Source organism: Streptomyces sp. B3I8, from assembly GCF_030816915.1.
Lineage (GTDB): Bacteria > Actinomycetota > Actinomycetes > Streptomycetales > Streptomycetaceae > Streptomyces.
In genome coordinates this window covers 1113041-1130559 of the sequence record NZ_JAUSYN010000002.1, presented here as the reverse complement: position 1 = coordinate 1130559, position 17519 = coordinate 1113041, and the positions used below count along the sequence as shown (strand labels likewise).

At 74.8% G+C, this 17519-nt stretch carries 13 protein-coding genes and 5 tRNA genes; 12 read left to right on the top strand and 6 right to left on the bottom strand.

The window, feature by feature from the left end; all coding sequences use genetic code 11:
* The first annotated feature begins 88 nt into the window (after positions 1-88).
* The 6 genes from QFZ64_RS07290 (at position 89) to QFZ64_RS07265 (ending at position 9963) form a co-directional block, all read left to right on the top strand.
* Positions 89-928: a MetQ/NlpA family ABC transporter substrate-binding protein gene (locus QFZ64_RS07290; protein WP_307063519.1), complete on the top strand. Its 840-nt coding sequence runs from the start codon at positions 89-91 to the stop codon at positions 926-928.
* Between the two features lie 190 nt (positions 929-1118).
* Positions 1119-1757 (top strand): GNAT family N-acetyltransferase, encoded by a 639-nt coding sequence (locus tag QFZ64_RS07285; RefSeq protein ID WP_307063517.1) that lies wholly within the window; start codon positions 1119-1121, stop codon positions 1755-1757.
* A 182-nt stretch (positions 1758-1939) separates the two neighbouring features.
* On the top strand, positions 1940-3157 hold the full coding sequence (gene cbiE / locus QFZ64_RS07280) for a precorrin-6y C5,15-methyltransferase (decarboxylating) subunit CbiE (protein ID WP_307071606.1): 1218 nt from the start codon (positions 1940-1942) through the stop codon (positions 3155-3157).
* A 394-nt stretch (positions 3158-3551) separates the two neighbouring features.
* Complete coding sequence (gene cobT, locus QFZ64_RS07275) at positions 3552-7499, top strand: nicotinate-nucleotide--dimethylbenzimidazole phosphoribosyltransferase (protein WP_307063515.1); 3948 nt, start codon at positions 3552-3554, stop codon at positions 7497-7499.
* A gap of 408 nt (positions 7500-7907) precedes the next feature.
* Entirely contained in the window at positions 7908-9140 is a 1233-nt protein-coding gene (cobA, locus tag QFZ64_RS07270) for a uroporphyrinogen-III C-methyltransferase (RefSeq protein ID WP_307063513.1), read from the top strand.
* Positions 9141-9144: 4 nt separating this feature from the next.
* Positions 9145-9963 (top strand): RNA methyltransferase, encoded by an 819-nt coding sequence (locus QFZ64_RS07265; RefSeq protein WP_307063512.1) that lies wholly within the window; start codon positions 9145-9147, stop codon positions 9961-9963.
* Positions 9964-10052: 89 nt separating this feature from the next.
* Here the strand turns inward: QFZ64_RS07265 and QFZ64_RS07260 are convergent, their stop codons facing one another.
* Positions 10053-11498, bottom strand: coding sequence for a serine/threonine-protein kinase (locus QFZ64_RS07260; RefSeq protein ID WP_307063510.1), 1446 nt, complete (start codon positions 11496-11498; stop codon positions 10053-10055).
* Positions 11499-12144: 646 nt separating this feature from the next.
* Here QFZ64_RS07260 and QFZ64_RS07255 point away from each other — a divergent pair.
* The 3 genes from QFZ64_RS07255 (at position 12145) to QFZ64_RS07245 (ending at position 13964) form a co-directional block, all read left to right on the top strand.
* Positions 12145-12354 carry a hypothetical protein gene (locus tag QFZ64_RS07255; protein ID WP_307063508.1) on the top strand — a complete coding sequence of 70 codons (210 nt, stop codon included), beginning with the start codon at positions 12145-12147 and terminating at the stop codon, positions 12352-12354.
* 276 nt (positions 12355-12630) lie between these two features.
* Positions 12631-13605, top strand: coding sequence for a phosphotransferase (locus tag QFZ64_RS07250; RefSeq protein ID WP_307063506.1), 975 nt, complete (start codon positions 12631-12633; stop codon positions 13603-13605).
* 74 nt (positions 13606-13679) lie between these two features.
* Positions 13680-13964, top strand: coding sequence for a zf-TFIIB domain-containing protein (locus QFZ64_RS07245; protein ID WP_307063505.1), 285 nt, complete (start codon positions 13680-13682; stop codon positions 13962-13964).
* Between the two features lie 61 nt (positions 13965-14025).
* Here QFZ64_RS07245 and QFZ64_RS07240 read toward each other — a convergent pair.
* From QFZ64_RS07240 to QFZ64_RS07220, 5 genes are all read right to left on the bottom strand, one after another.
* Positions 14026-14097: transfer RNA gene (locus tag QFZ64_RS07240), tRNA-Val, on the bottom strand.
* 68 nt (positions 14098-14165) lie between these two features.
* Positions 14166-14237, bottom strand: a tRNA-Val gene (locus QFZ64_RS07235).
* A gap of 36 nt (positions 14238-14273) precedes the next feature.
* Positions 14274-14345 (bottom strand) — tRNA-Val (locus QFZ64_RS07230).
* A 1-nt stretch (position 14346) separates the two neighbouring features.
* A tRNA-Cys gene (locus tag QFZ64_RS07225) sits at positions 14347-14420 on the bottom strand.
* A gap of 41 nt (positions 14421-14461) precedes the next feature.
* A tRNA-Gly gene (locus QFZ64_RS07220) sits at positions 14462-14534 on the bottom strand.
* 155 nt (positions 14535-14689) lie between these two features.
* Here QFZ64_RS07220 and QFZ64_RS07215 point away from each other — a divergent pair.
* The 3 genes from QFZ64_RS07215 (at position 14690) to QFZ64_RS07205 (ending at position 17516) form a co-directional block, all read left to right on the top strand.
* Complete coding sequence (locus tag QFZ64_RS07215; RefSeq protein ID WP_307063503.1) at positions 14690-15763, top strand: chorismate-binding protein; 1074 nt, start codon at positions 14690-14692, stop codon at positions 15761-15763.
* A complete protein-coding gene (locus QFZ64_RS07210; RefSeq protein WP_307063501.1) occupies positions 15760-16581 on the top strand; it encodes an aminotransferase class IV in 822 nt (273 codons plus the stop codon). Before QFZ64_RS07215 ends, QFZ64_RS07210 begins: the two co-directional genes overlap by 4 nt.
* A gap of 110 nt (positions 16582-16691) precedes the next feature.
* The gene (locus tag QFZ64_RS07205) at positions 16692-17516 is read left to right on the top strand and encodes a GNAT family N-acetyltransferase (RefSeq protein WP_307063499.1); all 825 of its coding nucleotides are present in this window, start codon (positions 16692-16694) and stop codon (positions 17514-17516) included.
* Positions 17517-17519 lie beyond the last annotated feature (3 nt).

The window sequence follows — 17519 nt, the reverse complement described above, 5'->3', positions numbered from 1 at the left end:
CCGCCCCGTCCACAGACCGCCCCGTCCACAGACCGCCCCGTCCACCCGACACGGGGATGCCGCACCACCGCAAGGAAAGGCACTTTTCGTGCGTAACACCGCCAGGATCACCACCGCCGCACTGGCCGTCACCGCCCTCACCCTCGGGCTCGGCGCCTGCGGCTCGGGCTCCGACGACTCCGGCAAGGCCGACCCGAACGCCACCCTCACGGTCGCCGCGACCCCCACCCCCCAGGGCGAGATCCTCACCTACGTCAAGGACCACCTGGCGAAGAAGGCCGGACTGAAGCTGGAGGTGAAGGAGTTCACCGACTACGTCACTCCCAACACGGCCGTCCAGCAGGGCGAGGTCGACGCCAACTACTTCCAGCACAAGCCGTACCTGGACGACTTCAACAAGAAGAACGGCACCGACATCGTCCCGGTCCCCGGCGGCACCGTGCACCTGGAACCGCTGGGCATCTACTCCAAGAGCCTCAAGAAGCTCGACGGGCTGACGCAGGGCGCCACCGTCGCCCTGCCCAACGACACCACCAACGAGGCCCGCGCTCTGAAGCTGCTCGAGGCCAACGGCGTGCTGAAGCTGAAGCAGGACGCCGGCTACGACGCCACCCCCAAGGACGTCACGTCCAACCCCAAGGGCCTGAAGTTCAAGGAGCTGGAGGCGGCGCAGCTCCCGCGCTCCCTCGGTGACGTCGACGCCGCGGTGATCAACGGCAACTACGCCCTGGAGGCCCACCTCAGCCCGGCCAAGGACGCCCTGGCCGCCGAGTCCGCGAAGAACAACCCGTACGCCAACTTCCTCGCCGTGAAGAAGGGCGACGAGACCGACCCCCGGGTGAAGAAGCTGGCCACGCTGCTCACCTCGCCCGAGGTGAAGAAGTACATAGAGGACAAGTACCAGGGCGCCGTCGTCCCGGCCTTCTGATCGCCCGGGGCCCCGGCCCCCCGCCACCGCCCCTCGCGGCACGCCCGCCGCCACGCACGGGGTCCGTTCCCTCACAGCCCGGAGCGGACCCCGTGGTGCGGTGCGGTGGCTTCATGCTGCATGCTGGGCAGTTCAGCAGGTCGCATGACGGCTGATCAGCTTTGACGGTCCACAGGTTACGGAGCGGCGCATGACGAGCACCTTCCCCAACATCTCCATCAGCACGGAGCGGTTGGTCCTGCGCGCCCTCGACGAGGACGACGTCACCGCCCTGTCCGAGATGATGAACGACGAGCAGATCGCCGCCTGGACCGACGTCCCCCAGCCCTTCACCGAGGAGGGCGCGCGGGTCTGGATCGACGAGTACGCGCCCGCCGAGCGCGCCGCCGGCCGCGGCCTCGACCTGGCCGTCACCGAGTTCCTCACCCAGCGCCTGGTCGGCATCATCCAGCTCAGCCGCACCAACTGGCACGTGCGGTCCACCGAACTGTCGTACATCGTCGCCCCCTGGGCGCGCGGCGAGGGCTACGCCTCCGAGGCCGCGCTCGCCACCGCCCGCTGGCTCTTCCGCGAGCAGAAGTTCGAACGCATCGAGCTGCGCACGGCCGCCGACAACACCGCCTCGCAGCAGGTCGCGCAGAAGATCGGCTGCATCAGCGAGGGTGTCCTGCGCAACGCCTGCATAGCCCACGCGCGCGCGGAGGACGGCACCTGGACCGACGTGCGCACCGACTTCATCGTGTGGAGCCTGCTGCCGGAGGATCTGGAGGGCGGCGCCGGAGAACTCGCCGACCGCACCGGGTTCACCTCGTTCTCCGACTGGAACTGACACCGGGAGTGGCACCGGGCCGGCCGCCGCCCGGGCGAACGCGCCGCGTACACGCGGTAGTCTCACATGGTTCCGCCCGGCCCCCGGCGTCCCGCTCGCGGGCACACCCTCCCACCTGCGTGAACACCCGCGTAAACAGCCGCGTGAACACCCGCGCGCAGAAACCCTGGAGAAACACGACGATGGCCGACCGGGTCACGGTGATCGGCTGGGACGGCTCCCCGCTGACCGACGCGGCGCGCTCCGCCCTCGGCGCCGCCACGCTCGTCGCCGGTGCCGCCCACCACCTCGCGCTCCCCGAAGTACCGGCCGGAGCCGAACGCGTCCGCCTCGGCAGCATCGCCCTCGCGGCCCGCCGCATCGCCGGCCATCGCGGCACCGCCGTCGTCCTCGCCGACGGCGACCCGGGCCTCTTCGGCGTCGTACGCACCCTGCGCGCCCCCGAGTTCGGCCTCGAGGTCGAGGTCGTCCCCGCCGTCTCCGCGGTGGCCGCCGCCTTCGCCCGCGCCGGGATGCCCTGGGACGACGCCCAGGTGGTCGTCGCCCACCGGCGCACCCTGCGCCGCGCGGTGAACGTGTGCCGCGCCCACACCAAGGTGGCGGTCCTCACCTCGCCCGGCGCCGGCCCCGCCGAACTCGGCCTGCTCCTGGAGGGGGTGCACCGCACCTTCGTCATCTGCGAGGAACTGGGCACCACCCGCGAACAGGTCACCGTCGTCACCTCCGACAAGGCCGCGGACCACACCTGGCGCGACCCCAACGTCGTGATCGTCCTCGGCGGCCCCGTCGCCGCCGCCGAGGACGGCGGCTGGCTCGCGGGCCGTGCCCCCGCCCCCGGACCGCGCGGCTGGACCCTGCCCGCCGGGGCGTACGAGGGCACCCTCGGCGAGGGCGAGACGCAGCCGCTGCGCGCCGCCCAACTCGCCCGGATCGGCCCGCGCGTGGGCGACCTCGTCTGGGACATCGGCTGCGGCGGCGGCGCCTTCGCCGTCGAGGCCGCCCGCTCCGGCGCCGCCGTCATCGCGGTCGACGAGGACCCCGGCGCCTGCGCCCGCATCGAGGCCGCCGCGCGCCGCCTCGGCGTCCAGCCGCAGATCGTCCTCGGCACCGCCCCGCACATCCTGGAGGACCTCCCCGAACCCGACGTCGTGCGCGTCGGGGGCGGGGGAGCCGCGGTCGTCTCGGCCGTCGCCGACCGCCGTCCGCAGCGCATCGTCACCCATGCCGCCACCCGGGACGCCGCCGAGCTCGTCGGCCGGGACCTCAGCGAACACGGGTACGACGTCGAGTGCGCGCTGCTGCAGTCCGTCGAACTCGACACCCGGGCCTGGACGGAGAAGGAACGGAGCGTCGTCTTCCTCCTCTCCGGGGAACTGGTCAGGCGCGAAAACACCCGCTGAGCGGCCACGGAAGCGCGCGCCGGGCGCGCGGTCGGCCGAACGCGCCCCGTGATCCGGTTGTCGTACCGGCGAGGTAGGCTGGCCGATCGTTGTACCGCTTCCGGGTGATCAGGTCTTTCATCGGCCAATGTCCGGAAAGCACACCTCTTTTGAGGAGTGTGTGGTACGGCAGGACCGGAGGACGCGCAACGTGGCGCAGTCCACAGCGGACCCTCGCGGATCACGCTGTCGCAACGGCGGGACGACCGAGACAATGCCAGTGCATGGCTTTGTCGACTTGATGGCGAGTCGTTCGTGCCGCTCGGCGCGCACGCTCGTTCTTCACACGGGGCGGTCGGTGCGCCGTTCCGGGCCAGTGGGTTGAGGAGCACGAACCGATGGGCGAGGGGTACGCATGACCGACACCGGCCAGATCCCGGGCGAGGGACTGCCGGAGAACGCAGGCATGGTGCAGCAGCCGGGCGTCACCGCGCCGGCCGCGTACACCTACCTCGAACCCTCCGACACCTCCGACGCCTCCGAGACCGCCGTCGAGGACGAGGACCAGCTGCTGATGCCCGGCCAGCAGGGCGCGTGGGGCAACGAGATGGCCCCGCCCGCCCCGGCCCACCACGAGCCGGGGGCGCACGAGACGGGCGGCCGGGACAGCGGTTCCGTCGACCTGAGCGCCGTCCGCACGCCCTCCGCGCCCGGCGCCCACGCCGGACCGGGCCGCCGGCCGCTGCACCTCGGCCCGCCGATCCCCACGCCCACCGCGAGCCCGGTCCGCTCCCTCGCCGACCGGGGCCCCGCCGCCGCGCCCCTGCGGCCCACGGGCGGCCCGGCGACGATCGGCCCCGAGTACCTCGACGTCACCCAGGAACAGGAGTCCGCCCCGCAGGGCGCCGCGCCGTGGGGCGCCACCCCGCAGGCCGGCCCGGGCGCGGTGCCCGCGGAAGCGGCCACCGCTCCGCATGCCGCGGCGACCGGCCTCGGCACGGCCGTGGCGGAACCCGGCACCGGGTACGGGGCTCTTCCGGAGCCCCCGCAGAGCCCGCGGACCCCGGCGACCCCCGAGACCCCGCCGCCCTCGGCGGTCGTCGCCGAGGGCGCGTACGGACAGTTCCCGCAGGCGGCCGGCGCCGACGGATCGCCGCAGCTCCAGGAGCCGGTGGCCGCCACCGGGCAGCCCGCGGGACACGGACCGGAGAGCCCGGCGGCCGCGGTGCCCGAGGCCGCGGCAGCGCAGGCGGGCCCGGCCGCCGAGGTCGTCACGGCACAGGGCGGTCCGGTCGAGGGACCGCAGGTGCCCGCGCCCGAGGGACAGCCCCAGGCCCCGGAGCCCTCGGCACCGGTCGCGGTCCCGGTTCCGGACGCTCCCGGACTTCCGCAGGCGGCGGTTCCCGCTCCCGAGGCCGGCGCTCCGGACGCTCCCGGCTCCCCCGCACCGCAGAGGGCCGTACCGGCGGACGGCACCGCCGGCCCGGTCGCCGACGGCGCCCTGACGCCGCAGGGTGAGGCACACGTCGTACCGGCGGACCCGAACTCGTACGAGCAGCCCGTGACGGCGCCGGGTGCGCCCGAGGCGGGGCAGCCGGCACCCGAGGCCGCGACCGTCGAGCCGCCGGTCGCCGTCGCCGACGACGCGCGGAGGAGCGGTACCGACGCGGCCCCGGCGCCCGAGCCGGTCCCGTACGCCGCCGACCAGCCGCAGCCGGTGCACCCGGGTGTGCCCGACGCCTCCGTCGCCGCACCCGAGCCGCAGGCCCCGGCCGTCGCGCCGGTGGGCCCGCAGACCCCCGTCGCGCCCGAGGAGGCGTACGCCGTCGCCGTGCCGGAAGCCCCGGAGGCCGCCGTCGCCCCCGCGCAGCCCGACCCGGCCGCCCGGTTCGCCGGACCCGGCGACGCGACCGGCCTGCCCGAGAACGCGGACGCCCACGCCGCCGCTGCCCCGCAGACCGCCGTGGACGCCGGGGCGGCGTCGGTGACGGAGGACGTCGTGACCGCGGAGCCGGGCGTGCCCGTCGTCGCCACGGAGGCCCCCACGGCCGACGCGCCGAACGACCCGGAGCCCGGGGCGGCCGACGAGGTGCCCGCTGCCGACGTGCCGGCCACCCCCCCGACGGAGCCCGCCGACGCCGTGGCCGAGCCCGGTACCGCCGCACCGGCGGCACCTCTCGTCGCCGCCCCCCTCGCTCCCGTGGACCCGGCCGCAGGGCCGGAGGCGCCCGGCGTCGCCGACGGGCCGGTCGACCCCCACACGGAAGGGTCCGCCGATCAGCCCGCCGGCGAGGCGCCCGACCGACCGTTCCCCCAGGTGACCGAGCCCCCGGCCGAGCCTTCCGTACCGGCCGAGGACCTCGCCCCCCTCACCCCTCACCCCTCGCCGGTCCCGGCACAGGGGAGCGCCGACCGGACCCCGGACGCCACGCCCGAGCCCCCGACCGCCGCCGGCGCCGTACCCGCGCCGTCCGGTCCGCAGGACCCGCAGGCGGCCGAGGCCCCGGCGCCCGTGACCGTCCCGGCCCCCCGCGAGGGAGGCGCGCCCACCGCGGCCGGTGCTCCGGCGCAGCCGGAGTCCGCCGAGGGCCCGGAGGCGACCGGGACCCCGGAACCCGTCGAGCCCGCCGGCCCCGCGGCCCCCGGTTACGACGAGGCCGAGCGCGAGGCCGTGCTCCGCGTGATGCGCGAACGCCGCGACATCCGCAACGGCTTCCGCAGCGACCCCATCCCGCACGAGGTGCTGCGCCGCGTCCTGGAGGCGGCCCACACCGCCCCCTCCGTGGGCCACTCGCAGCCGTGGGACTTCGTCGTCATCCGCTCCGAGGACACCCGGCGCGCGATGCACGAACTGGCCATGCGCCAGCGCGACGCGTACGCCAAGTCGCTGCCCAAGGGCCGGGCCAAGCAGTTCAAGGAACTGAAGATCGAGGCCATCCTCGAGACCCCGGTCAACATCGTCGTCACCGCCGACCCCACGCGCGGCGGCCGGCACACCCTGGGACGCCACACCCAGCCGCAGATGGCCCCGTACTCCTCCGCGCTCGCCGTCGAGAACCTCTGGCTCGCGGCCCGCGCCGAGGGCCTCGGCGTCGGCTGGGTCAGCTTCTTCGACGAGCGCGAGATGGTCCGCGCCCTCGGCCTCCCCGACCACCTGGAGGTCGTGGCGTACCTGTGCGTCGGCTATGTCGACGAGTTCCCGCCCGAGCCCGAGCTGCTCCAGGCCGGCTGGTCCAAGCGCCGCCCGCTCTCCTGGGTGGTGCACGAGGAGACGTACGGCAGGCGCGCCCTGCCCGGCGAGGAACCGCACGACCTGCTCGCCGAGACGATGGCCGGAATCCGCCCGCTGGACGCCAAGGCGCTCGGCGAGGCGTGGGACCGGCAGAAGCGGATGACCAAGCCGTCGGGCGCGCTCGGCATGCTGGAGATCATCTCCGCCCAGCTCTCCGGACTGTCCCGCAAGTGCCCGCCGCCGATCCCGGAGCCCGCCGCCGTCGCGATCTTCGCCGGGGACCACGGCGTGCACGCCCAGGGCGTGACCCCCTGGCCGCAGGAGGTCACCGCCCAGATGGTGGCCAACTTCCTCGGCGGGGGAGCGGTCTGCAACGCCTTCGCCGCCCAGGTCGGCGCCGAGGTGTGCGTGATCGACGTAGGCGTCGCCTCCGACCTCCCGGCCACGCCGGGGCTGCTGCCGCGCAAGGTCCGCCCCGGCACCGCGGACATGACGGCCGGCCCCGCGCTCACCCGCGAGGAGGTCAAGCAGGCCATCGAGATCGGCATCGAGACCGCCCGCGACCTGGTGGCCGCCGGCAACAAGGCGCTGCTCACCGGCGAGATGGGTATCGCCAACACCACTGCGTCGGCGGCCCTGATCTCCGTGTTCACCGGCGCCGACCCGGCCGAGGTCACCGGCCGCGGCACGGGCATCAACGACGAGACGCTGGCCCGCAAGACCGAGGTCGTCCGGCGGGCCATCGAACTGCACCAGCCCGACCCGGCCGATCCGATCGGCGTCCTCGCCGCGTTCGGCGGTCTGGAGCACGCGGCCATGGTCGGCCTGCTCCTCGGCGGTGCCTCGCTGCGGACGCCGGTGATCCTGGACGGCGTCAGCGCCGGTGCCGCCGCGCTGGTGGCCCGCGCGATCGCCCCCGAGGTCCTCGCCGCCTGCATCGCGGGCCACCGCAGCGCCGAGCCGGGCCACGTCGCCGCCCTGAACAAGCTGGGCCTGCGCCCGCTGGTCGACCTCGACCTCCGCCTCGGCGAGGGCACCGGCGCGTTGCTCGCCCTGCCGCTGGTGCAGAGCGCGGCCCGGGCGATGCATGAGGTCGCCACGTTCGACTCGGCGGGCGTGACCGAGAAATAACGGACCGAAGCGATGGACCGAAGCGCCGGACCGAAGCACTGGTCCGGCGCAGCGGCTCGGAGCGCCGGACCGCTGTACCGGGACCGAAGCAGCGGCCCGCCGCAGCGGCGCGGGACGACGGACCGAAGCGGCAGGCCGCAACAGCGGCCCGAAGCACCGGGCCGCCGCACCGGCCCGGCGTCCTTCTCACAGTTCCCCGGGAGGACGCTCGGCCCGGATTCCCGGGCCGGGAAGGGGCGGCGAGACGCACCGCACTTTGCCCCGGTCCCCACTCCCCGCAGCCCGCCGCATAAAATCGCACGTCAGCCCGCTCCGACGCCGCAGCGCGCGCCCGGTGCCCGGCGCCCGTACCCGTGCGCCCCCGCCGCCCCGCCTCTCCCTCTCCGCCGTACGAGGAGCCGTACCGCCATGGCCGAACACCCCGCCTACCCCGTGGGCCTGCGCCTCACCGGCCGCCGCGTCGTCGTCCTCGGCGGCGGCCAGGTCGCCCAGCGCCGGCTCCCCGCGCTGATCGCGGCCGGCGCCGACGTCCACCTGATCTCGCCCTCCGCCACCCCCTCCGTCGAGGCGATGGCCGACACCGGCGAGATCACCTGGACCCGCCGCCCGTACCGCGACGGCGACCTCGCCGACGCCTGGTACGCGCTGCTCGCCACCGGCGACCACGCCGCCAACACCGCCGCCTCCGCCGAGGCGGAGCGCCGACGCGTGTGGTGCGTGCGCTCCGACGACGCCGACGCCGCCACCGCCTGGACACCGGCCACCGGGCACAGCGAGGGCGTCACCGTCGCCGTGCTCACCACCAGCGCCCGCGGCCGCGACCCCCGCCACACCGCCGCCGTCCGCGACGCGGTCGTCGAGGGGCTGCGCGACGGCACCCTCGTCGCCCCGCACCACCGCACCCGCACCCCCGGCGTCGCCCTGGTCGGCGGCGGCCCGGGCGACCCCGACCTGATCACCGTGCGCGGCCGCCGGCTGCTCGCCGAGGCCGACGTCGTCATCGCCGACCGCCTCGGCCCCCGCGACCTGCTCGCCGAACTCCCGCCGCACGTCGAGGTGATCGACGCGGCGAAGATCCCGTACGGCCGTTTCATGGCACAGGAGGCCATCAACAACGCGCTGATCGAACACGCCAGGCAGGGCAAGTCGGTGGTCCGGCTCAAGGGCGGCGACCCCTACGTCTTCGGCCGGGGCATGGAGGAGGTGCGGGCGCTCGCCGAAGCGGGCATCGCCTGCACCGTCGTCCCCGGCATCTCCAGCTCCATCTCGGTGCCGGGCGCGGCCGGCGTCCCCGTCACCCACCGCGGGGTCGCCCACGAGTTCACCGTCGTCAGCGGCCATGTCGCCCCCGACGACGCGCGCTCCCTGGTCGACTGGCCGGCCCTCGCCCGGCTCACCGGCACGCTCGTGATCCTCATGGGTGTCGACAAGATCGGCCGCATCGCCGAGACACTGGTCGCCCACGGCAAGGCCCCCGAAACCCCGGTGGCCCTGATCCAGGAGGGCACGACGGCCGCCCAGCGCCGGGTGGACGCCACGCTGGCCACGGTCGCCGAGACGGTACGGACCGAGGACGTCAAGCCGCCCGCGGTCATCGTGATCGGCCCCGTCGTGCACGTGGGCCCGGAGAAGGGCGAGTGACGCCGTGGCAGAGATCCTGAACATCGAGGACCCCGAGGATCCTCGTCTGCACGACTACACGGACCTGACCGACGTGGAGCTGCGCCGCCGGCGCGAACCCGCCGAGGGCCTGTTCATCGCCGAGGGCGAGAAGGTCATCACAAGGGCCGGCGAGGCGGGCTACGAGATGCGGTCGATGCTGCTGTCCGCCAAGTGGGTCGAGCCGATGCGCGAGGTGATCGACGCGTCCGCGGTTTCCGTCTACGTGGTGAGCCCCGAACTCGCCGAGCGCGTCACCGGCTACCACGTGCACCGCGGCGCGCTCGCCTCCATGCGGCGCAAGCCGCTGCCGACCGCCGCCGAACTGCTGGGCCCCGCACGCCGGGTCGCGGTGATGGAGGCGGTCAACGACCACACCAACATCGGCGCCATCTTCCGCTCGGCCGCCGCCCTCGGCATGGACGCCGTCCTGCTCTCCCCGGACTGCGCCGACCCGCTCTACCGCCGCAGCGTCAAGGTCTCCATGGGCGCGGTCTTCTCGGTGCCCTACGCCCGCCTCGACCAGTGGCCGGGCAGCCTGGCGGCGGTGCGCGAGGCCGGCTTCGACCTGCTCGCGCTCACCCCCGACCCCGGGGCCCGCAGCCTCGACGAGGCCGCCCCGCACCGGCGGGACCGGGTCGCGCTGATGCTCGGCGCGGAGGGCGACGGACTGTCACGCCGGGCACTGGCCGCCGCGGACGAGAAGGTGCGCATTCCCATGGCCCACGGCGTCGACTCCCTCAACGTCGGCGCCGCCGCGGCGGTCGCCTTCTACGCCGTCACGACAGGCCGCCCGCAGGCCTGACCCGGCAGTCGGTCCCGACCCCGCAGACCCCAGCCCTCTGGCCTGCGGGCGCTTCCTCCCGGTCGTGCCCGCCGGCCGGCCTTGCCCCGTCAGGCTCGCTTCCCGGGCCCGCCACCGTGTCCGGGCCCGGTGTCGTACGACCGGGCGTACGGCTGTCGGTCCGGCTGCCGGTGGAGCTGTTCGTGTCGTACGCCCGTGCCGCCGCGGTCGCCGTCGCGCAGGCCGTTGGCCGGTCCCTGGCAGCCCTGTGCCGCGGCGATGCCGAGCGCGACCAGCAGCGTGACCACCACGAACACGAAGAGCCGCTGGCGCAGCAGCCGCGGATTGGCGGGTCGCCGCCCGGTGCCCGTCGTGCGCGGCGGCGTGCGACGGCCGTCGCGGGACGCGGGCCGACGCCCCGGGCCCCGGCCGGGACGAGCGCCGTTCCGCTGCCCGGACGGCTGCTGCCGCGCGCCGGAGCGCGCACCGCCGGTCGGCCGGGAGCCCCCGGTGGGCCGCGAACCGCCGGTGGGCCGGGCGTCGCCCCCGGTCCGCGGCCCGCCGGCCGGGCGCGCGTCGCCGCCGGAGCGGGGCGGGGGAGTGGTGGACGGGTCCTGCGGGCGCCGCTGGGTGCGCTGTTCCGCGTACAGTTCCGCGAGCCGCCCCGAGGGACGGTCGGGCAGATCGGGGGAGCCGCGCTGGGCCGGCGGCCGGGCGTCCGTCAGGCCCTGTGCCTCACGGGCGGCGATCTCCTTCAGCCGCAGCGACAACTGCAGCGTGCTCGGCCGCTCCTCCGGGTCCTTGGCGAGACAGGCCCGCACCAGCGGGGCCAGCGCGTCCGGCACCCCGCGCAGCTGCGCCTCCTCGTGCACCACGCGGTACAGCATCACCTCGGAACTGCCGTGCCCGAAGGGCGAGTCGCCGGTCGCCGCGTAGGCGAGCGTGGCACCGAGGGAGAACACGTCCGTGGCCGGCGTGACGGCGGCACCGCGCACCTGTTCGGGCGCGAGGAAGCCGGGCGAGCCGACCGCGGTGCCGACGTGCGTGAGCGTCGAGGCGCCGGTGGCCCACGCGATGCCGAAGTCGATGATCCGGGGCCCCTTGGGGGACAGCAGGATGTTCGAGGGCTTCAGATCGCGGTGGACGACCCCCGCCTCGTGCACCGCCACCAGCCCCTCGGAGAGGGCGGCGCCCACGGCGGCCACGTCGGCGGCCGGCAGCGCGCCCTCGTCGGCCACCTTGTCGTGCAGCGAGGGACCGGGCACGTACTGCGTGGCGAACCACGGCCGGTCCGCCTCCAGGTCCGCCGCCACCAGCCGTGCCGTACAGCCGCCCCGGATCCGCCGGGCCGCCGAGACCTCGCGTGCGAATCGCGACCGGAACTCCTGGTCCTCCGCGAGGTCCGGCCGGATCACCTTCAGCGCGACCCGCTGGCCGCGCCGGTCGGAACCCAGGTAGACCACACCCATGCCGCCCGCGCCGAGCCGCCGGTGAAGCCTGAACGAGCCGACGACACGCGGGTCCTCGCGCCTCAGGCGCATCATCGCCATGTTCATCCCCGCTGCCCGCTCCGTCTGACGAGCACAGCTTACGTATCGGGGGCCGGGTGCGCGCAGAGGCCGCGCCCTCTCCTTCCCGTCGATTGTCAGGACCCCGTACGACACTTGAAGGACGGTCAGCACGGACGCGCACGGCCGGACCGCGCCACGTCCAAGATCCCAACCCCCGTCGCGGCACGGTGCATTGGGTACGCGCCGGCCGGCCGCGCGAGCGCCCCGGCCCCACCGGACAGTGCGGCACGAGCCGGGGAGACGGGGCGATTCGAGAGCCGCCCGTGAGCAGCCGGTCGCGGACGGCGAGCCCCCACGGACCCTTTGGGAGTGAGCGAAGTCACCCGGCGGCGCCCCGGAGTCCCGCCCACGAAGGAGGGAACACCCCCAGCGCCCCCGCCCCGCACCGCGGACCGGACAGATCGGACGCCCCCTCGGGGAACACCCTGAGACCCGCGGTCCCGTCTCCACCCAGGGGAGTACACCGCAGGTCGCCGCTCATCCTCCGGGAGGCCCGGCAATCGGTACGAGGGCATGACGCCCACGACGCCCCGCCCGCCTAGATTTGTCGTCAAGCGGCGGGTGCAGCACTCGTCCCCCGAGGTCAGACACCCGCCGCTGTCACTTCATTTCATTCGGTCAGGAGAGGACCATGGCCCACACGGCACCGCGGACAGTGCTCCGCACGCGAGGACGCAAGGTGTACGGCACCACGTTCCGCACCCGCCGTACGGGCCGCCGTCACCCGCTGGTGGCGACGGCGATGGCCCTTCCCCTGGCGGTCCTGCTCCTGCTCGTCTTCGACGGCTGGGAGACAGTGGCCACACAAGCGTCGTCCGTGGGCGTGATGCTGGGGCGCTGAGCGGCGCCCCAGGCCCGGAAGAGCGGTCCGGGCGGGGACATCCGGCCAGAGAAACCCCGTGGGGACGGGGGTGCGGCGGACGGCAAAAAACGCCCGCGCAGCTGGGGAGCTGCGCGGGCGTTGCCTTTTCCCGGCCGCCCTCCGCGTCGCAGGACCCCGTACCCTCACAGCCGCACCCCGCTCCGCCCCTCTCGCCGCACCCCGCTCCGCGCCGCCCCGCTCCGCTCCGCCCCTCTCCGCCGCACCCCGCTCCGCGCCGCCTCGTCCGAGGAACCCGTGACCGTACTCCCCGCCCTCCTCGCCGCCGCCCGCACGGCAGCGCACCCGCGCCCGCACGACCCCTGCGACTGCGCCCCGCGCACCCTCGCCGACCGCCCCGACGGCACCGTCGTCCGCCATGCCGGGACCGTCGCCAAGGCCCACGCCGCCGGCACCGACCCCACCGACCTCACCCTCCGCCTCGCCACCGCCGCCGCCCTCCCCGGCATCCTCCTTGCCCCGCTCCGCCCCGACCCCGTCCCCGTCCACGACCGCCTCGTCACCTTCTGGCCGTACGGCACCCCCGTGGACCCCGACCTCCCGGACGAGGCCCCCTGGGAAGCCGCCGCCGCGCTCCTCGCCCGGCTGCACAACAGCCACGTCCCCGCCCCGGCCCCGCTGCCCCCCATGCGCGGCCCCGCCAAGGCCGCCCGCGCCCTCGCCCGCCTGCGCGCCGCCGGCCCGCACCCGGCCCGTACCCCCGTCGAACGCGCCTGGTCCACCCTCCCGGCCTGGGCCCGCGCGGAGGCCCCCATGCCGCCGTCCACCACCGTGTGCCACGGCGACCTGCACCTGGGCCAGCTCGTACGCCGCCCGACCGGCCCGGCCACCCCGGACGCCGCCCCCGACCCCTGGCGGCTCATCGACGTCGACGACCTCGGCACCGGAGTCCCCGCCTGGGACCTCGCCCGCCCCGCCGCCTGGTACGCCTGCGGCCTGCTGCCGCCGGACGAATGGTCCCGGTTCCTCACCGCCTACCGGACGGTCGGCGGCCCCGCCGTGCCCGCCCACGGCGACCCGTGGCCCGCCCTGGAGACCGCCGCCCGTGCCCTGACCGTGCAGACCGCCGCGCTCACCGTCGTCAAGGCGCTCGCCGCCGACCGCGGCCTGGACGAGGTCGAACAGGCGGTCGTGGACGCCTGTGCCCGCATGGGTCCGCTGGACCCGACAGGTCCGACACCGGCCGGTCCCCTCCGGGAACGAGGGACGTAGGCTGCAACCGACGACCGCCGGGCAGTGTCTCTACCTGGCGAAGCACCACCGACCGGCGAGGAGTTGAGCCGAGCATGCAGTGTCCGAAGTGCCATGCGCCGATGCACACCTACAACCGCAACGGCGTCCAGATCGAGCAGTGCAGCGGCTGCCGGGGGATCTTCCTCGACTACGGCGAGCTGGAGTCGCTGACCCGCCTGGAGTCCCAGTGGACGCAGCCCGCGCCGCCTCCCCCCTCCGCGCCGCAGGCCTACCCCGCCGCCCCGGCCTGGGGCGCGCCGCACGGCGGCGGGCACTACGGGGGCCACGGCGGTCACCACCGCCACAAGAGCTTCGGCCACATGCTGTTCTCCAGCTGAGCGGAGACCTGCTGAGCGGACACGGAGAAGCCCCCGGTCGAGGACCGGGGGCTTCGAGGTGTGGACGATACTGGGATTGAACCAGTGACCTCTTCCGTGTCAGGGAAGCGCTCTCCCGCTGAGCTAATCGTCCTCGGGACCGCGACCGCACGGACTCCAGCGAGCCGTCGTCACGGGTACTGCGCGTACTGCGGTACCACGTGCGCGATACTGGGATTGAACCAGTGACCTCTTCCGTGTCAGGGAAGCGCTCTCCCGCTGAGCTAATCGCGCGGGTCCGAATCCTGCCGAGGCTTCCGGCGGATCCAGTGGACGATACTGGGATTGAACCAGTGACCTCTTCCGTGTCAGGGAAGCGCTCTCCCGCTGAGCTAATCGTCCTTGGAGGTGGAGACGGGATTTGAACCCGTGTAGACGGCTTTGCAGGCCGTTGCCTCGCCTCTCGGCCACTCCACCAGGAACGGGCGGAACCCCTGAGGGTTCCCCCGCTGCCTTCGAGCGGACGACGAGGCTCGAACTCGCGACCTCAACCTTGGCAAGGTTGCGCTCTACCAACTGAGCTACGTCCGCATGTCCTTCCGGCCCGCTCGCGCGGCCCGGCGACGTGTTGAACTCTAGCGGATTCCGGTGCCAGCACAAAAACGCGTTTGCGCAGCGTGGTGCCCCGCGCCTGCTCAGGGGGCACGGCCGGACCGCCCCCGGCGGGCCCGCCTAGACTCGTCCACGTGCTGGACCTGCCCCCGCTCGCCCGCTTCGGTGGTCTCCTCGCCACCGGGCTCCTCGACGTCACCGGCGATCCGGCCGCGCTGGACTCCACCGGTTTCTGGGCCGTGTGCGCCGACTTCGAGGGCCGCGCGGTCTGCGCCCGCTTCCGCGACGTACGCCCCGATCCGGCGCCCGCCCCCGTGCCGGGCGCCTGGCGCGGCCCGGCCCCGGGCGCCTGGACGTCCTCCCTCGACCGGGCCGCGTACACCGCGGGCGTACGGCGGATCCGCGACCACATCGCGGCGGGCGAGGTCTACCAGGCCAACCTCTGCCGCGTGCTGTCCGCTCCGCTGGCGCCGGACGCCGACATCGACGCGCTGACCGCCCTGCTGGCCGCCGGCAACCCGGCGCCGTACGCGGGAACGATCCGGCTGCCCGGGCACGGCGTCGAGATCGCCACCGCCTCGCCCGAGCTGTTCCTGCGCCGCACCGGGAACGCCGTCGAGTCCGGGCCCATCAAGGGCACCGGGCGGACCGAGGCCGACCTCCTGGACAAGGATCACGCCGAGAACGTGATGATCGTGGACCTCGTCCGCAACGATCTCGGACGCGTGTGCGTCCCGGGCAGTGTGACCGTTCCCGACCTGTGCGTCCTCGAGAAGCACCCGGGCCTGGTGCACCTGGTCTCCACGGTCCGCGGCGAACTGCGCGCGGACACCGGCTGGCCCGGGCTGCTCGCCGCCGCGTTCCCGCCCGGCTCGGTCACCGGCGCCCCCAAAGCCAGCGCCCTGCGGATCATCGAGGAACTGGAGACGGCCGTCCGAGGCCCCTACTGCGGCGGCATCGGCTGGGTCGACGCGGACCGCGGGACGGGTGAACTGGCGGTCGGTATCCGTACCTTCTGGGCCGACCGCGACGCCGGAGCCCTGCGCTTCGGCACCGGCGCCGGGATCACCTGGGGTTCGGACCCGGAACGGGAGTGGCGGGAGACCGAACTCAAGGCGTCCCGGCTGCTGGCGATAGCGTCGGGCACGTTCGGCAACTACGGCGCCGCCCCCGGCACGTACGACGACGAGTGTGGAGGAACCGCGTGAAGATCTGGCTGGACGGCGGGCTGCAGGACATCGACTCCGCCCGCGTCTCCGTCCTCGACCACGGACTGACCGTCGGGGACGGCATCTTCGAGACGGTGAAGACGGCCGACGGCAGGCCGTTCGCGCTGACCCGGCACCTGGACCGGCTGACCCGTTCGGCCCGCGGGCTCGGCCTGCCGGACCCCGACCACGACGAGATCCGCCGCGCCTGTGCCGCCGTTCTGGAGGCCAACCCCATGCCGCTGGGCCGGCTGCGCCTCACCTGCACCGGCGGCCAGGGACCCCTCGGTTCGGACCGCGGCGACCGGGGCACCACCCTCGTCGTCGCCCTGGGCGAGACCACCCGGCGGCCCGATTCCACCGCCGTGATCACCGTCCCCTGGACCCGCAACGAGCGCGGCGCGCTCACCGGACTCAAGACGACGTCCTACGCCGAGAACGTCGTCGCCCTGGCCCGCGCCCGCGGGTACGGCGCCTCCGAGGCGCTGTTCGCCAACACGGTGGGGCAGTTGTGCGAGGGCACCGGGTCCAACGTCTTCGTCGTCCTGGACGGCGAGATCCACACCCCGCCCCTCGCCTCAGGCTGCCTCTCGGGCATCACGCGCGCGCTGACCGTGGAGTGGACGGGTGCGAAGGAGACGGAACTGCCGCTGGACGTGCTGGAGCGGGCGGAGGAGGTCTTCCTCACCTCGACGCTGCGCGACGTCCAGGCCGTGCACCGGATCGACGACTGTGAACTGCCGGGCGCCCCGGGGCCGGTGACCTCCAAGGCCATGCGGGTCTTCGCCGAGCGGGCGGCGGACGACCTCGATCCGTGAGCCGGCGGCTGCGGGCCCGTGGTGACAGGCCGGCGGGCGTCCGGCGGCCGCGGGAGGCGGCGGAGGAAACCGCGCTGACGCCGGGCCGGTCACCCGGTAGAAAGGAACCGATGACCACCACCCTGCGGCCGACCGAGCCGCTCCACCGGTCCCCGGACGGCACCCGGCGACGCCACTACCAGGTGTGCGACAACAGCCGTCCGATCGGCGAGATAACCCTGTCGACCGACCCGCGCCACGGCCCCAGCGCCGCCCTCGTCGACGGACTGCGCATCGAGGAGCCGGACCGGAGGCGCGGCCGCGCCACGGTCGCGGTGCTGGCCGCGGAGGAGGTGGCCCGAGGCTGGGGCTGCGAGCGGATCGAGGCGGACGTCCCGGGCGACGCCGAGGCCGCCCTCCGGCTGGCCACCGCACTCGGGTACGAGCCGCGCAGCCGGATCATGAGCAAACGCCTCGGCGACACCCCGCCCGAACTGCCCCCGGGCAGCCGGGTACGGACGATGACCACGCCGGAGTTCGAGGTCTGGCGCGGCCAGGCGGTGCAGCGCTACGTGGAGGCCGGCGCGGCCCGCGGCCTCCCCGCGACGCGGTCCAGGGAACTGGCGGAGCGGGACCAGGCACAGATGTTTCCCCAGGGGCCCGCGACCCCAGGAGTGCGGCTGAGCGTGCTGGAGCACGAGGGCACCGTGGTCGGATACCTGTGGCTGAGCCCCCGGGACGGCACTGCGTACGTCTGGGACGTCGGGGTGGACGCCGCCCACCGGGGCCGGGGGCACGGCCGCTCCCTGATGCTGGCGGCGGAGGCGTACGCCGTCGACTCGGGCAGCCCCGAGATCGGGCTGAACGTCTTCGCGGGCAACACCCCCGCCGAGCGCCTGTACGAGTCGCTCGGCTACCGGACGGTCACGTACCGGGTGCACAAGAGTCTGAGGTGAGCG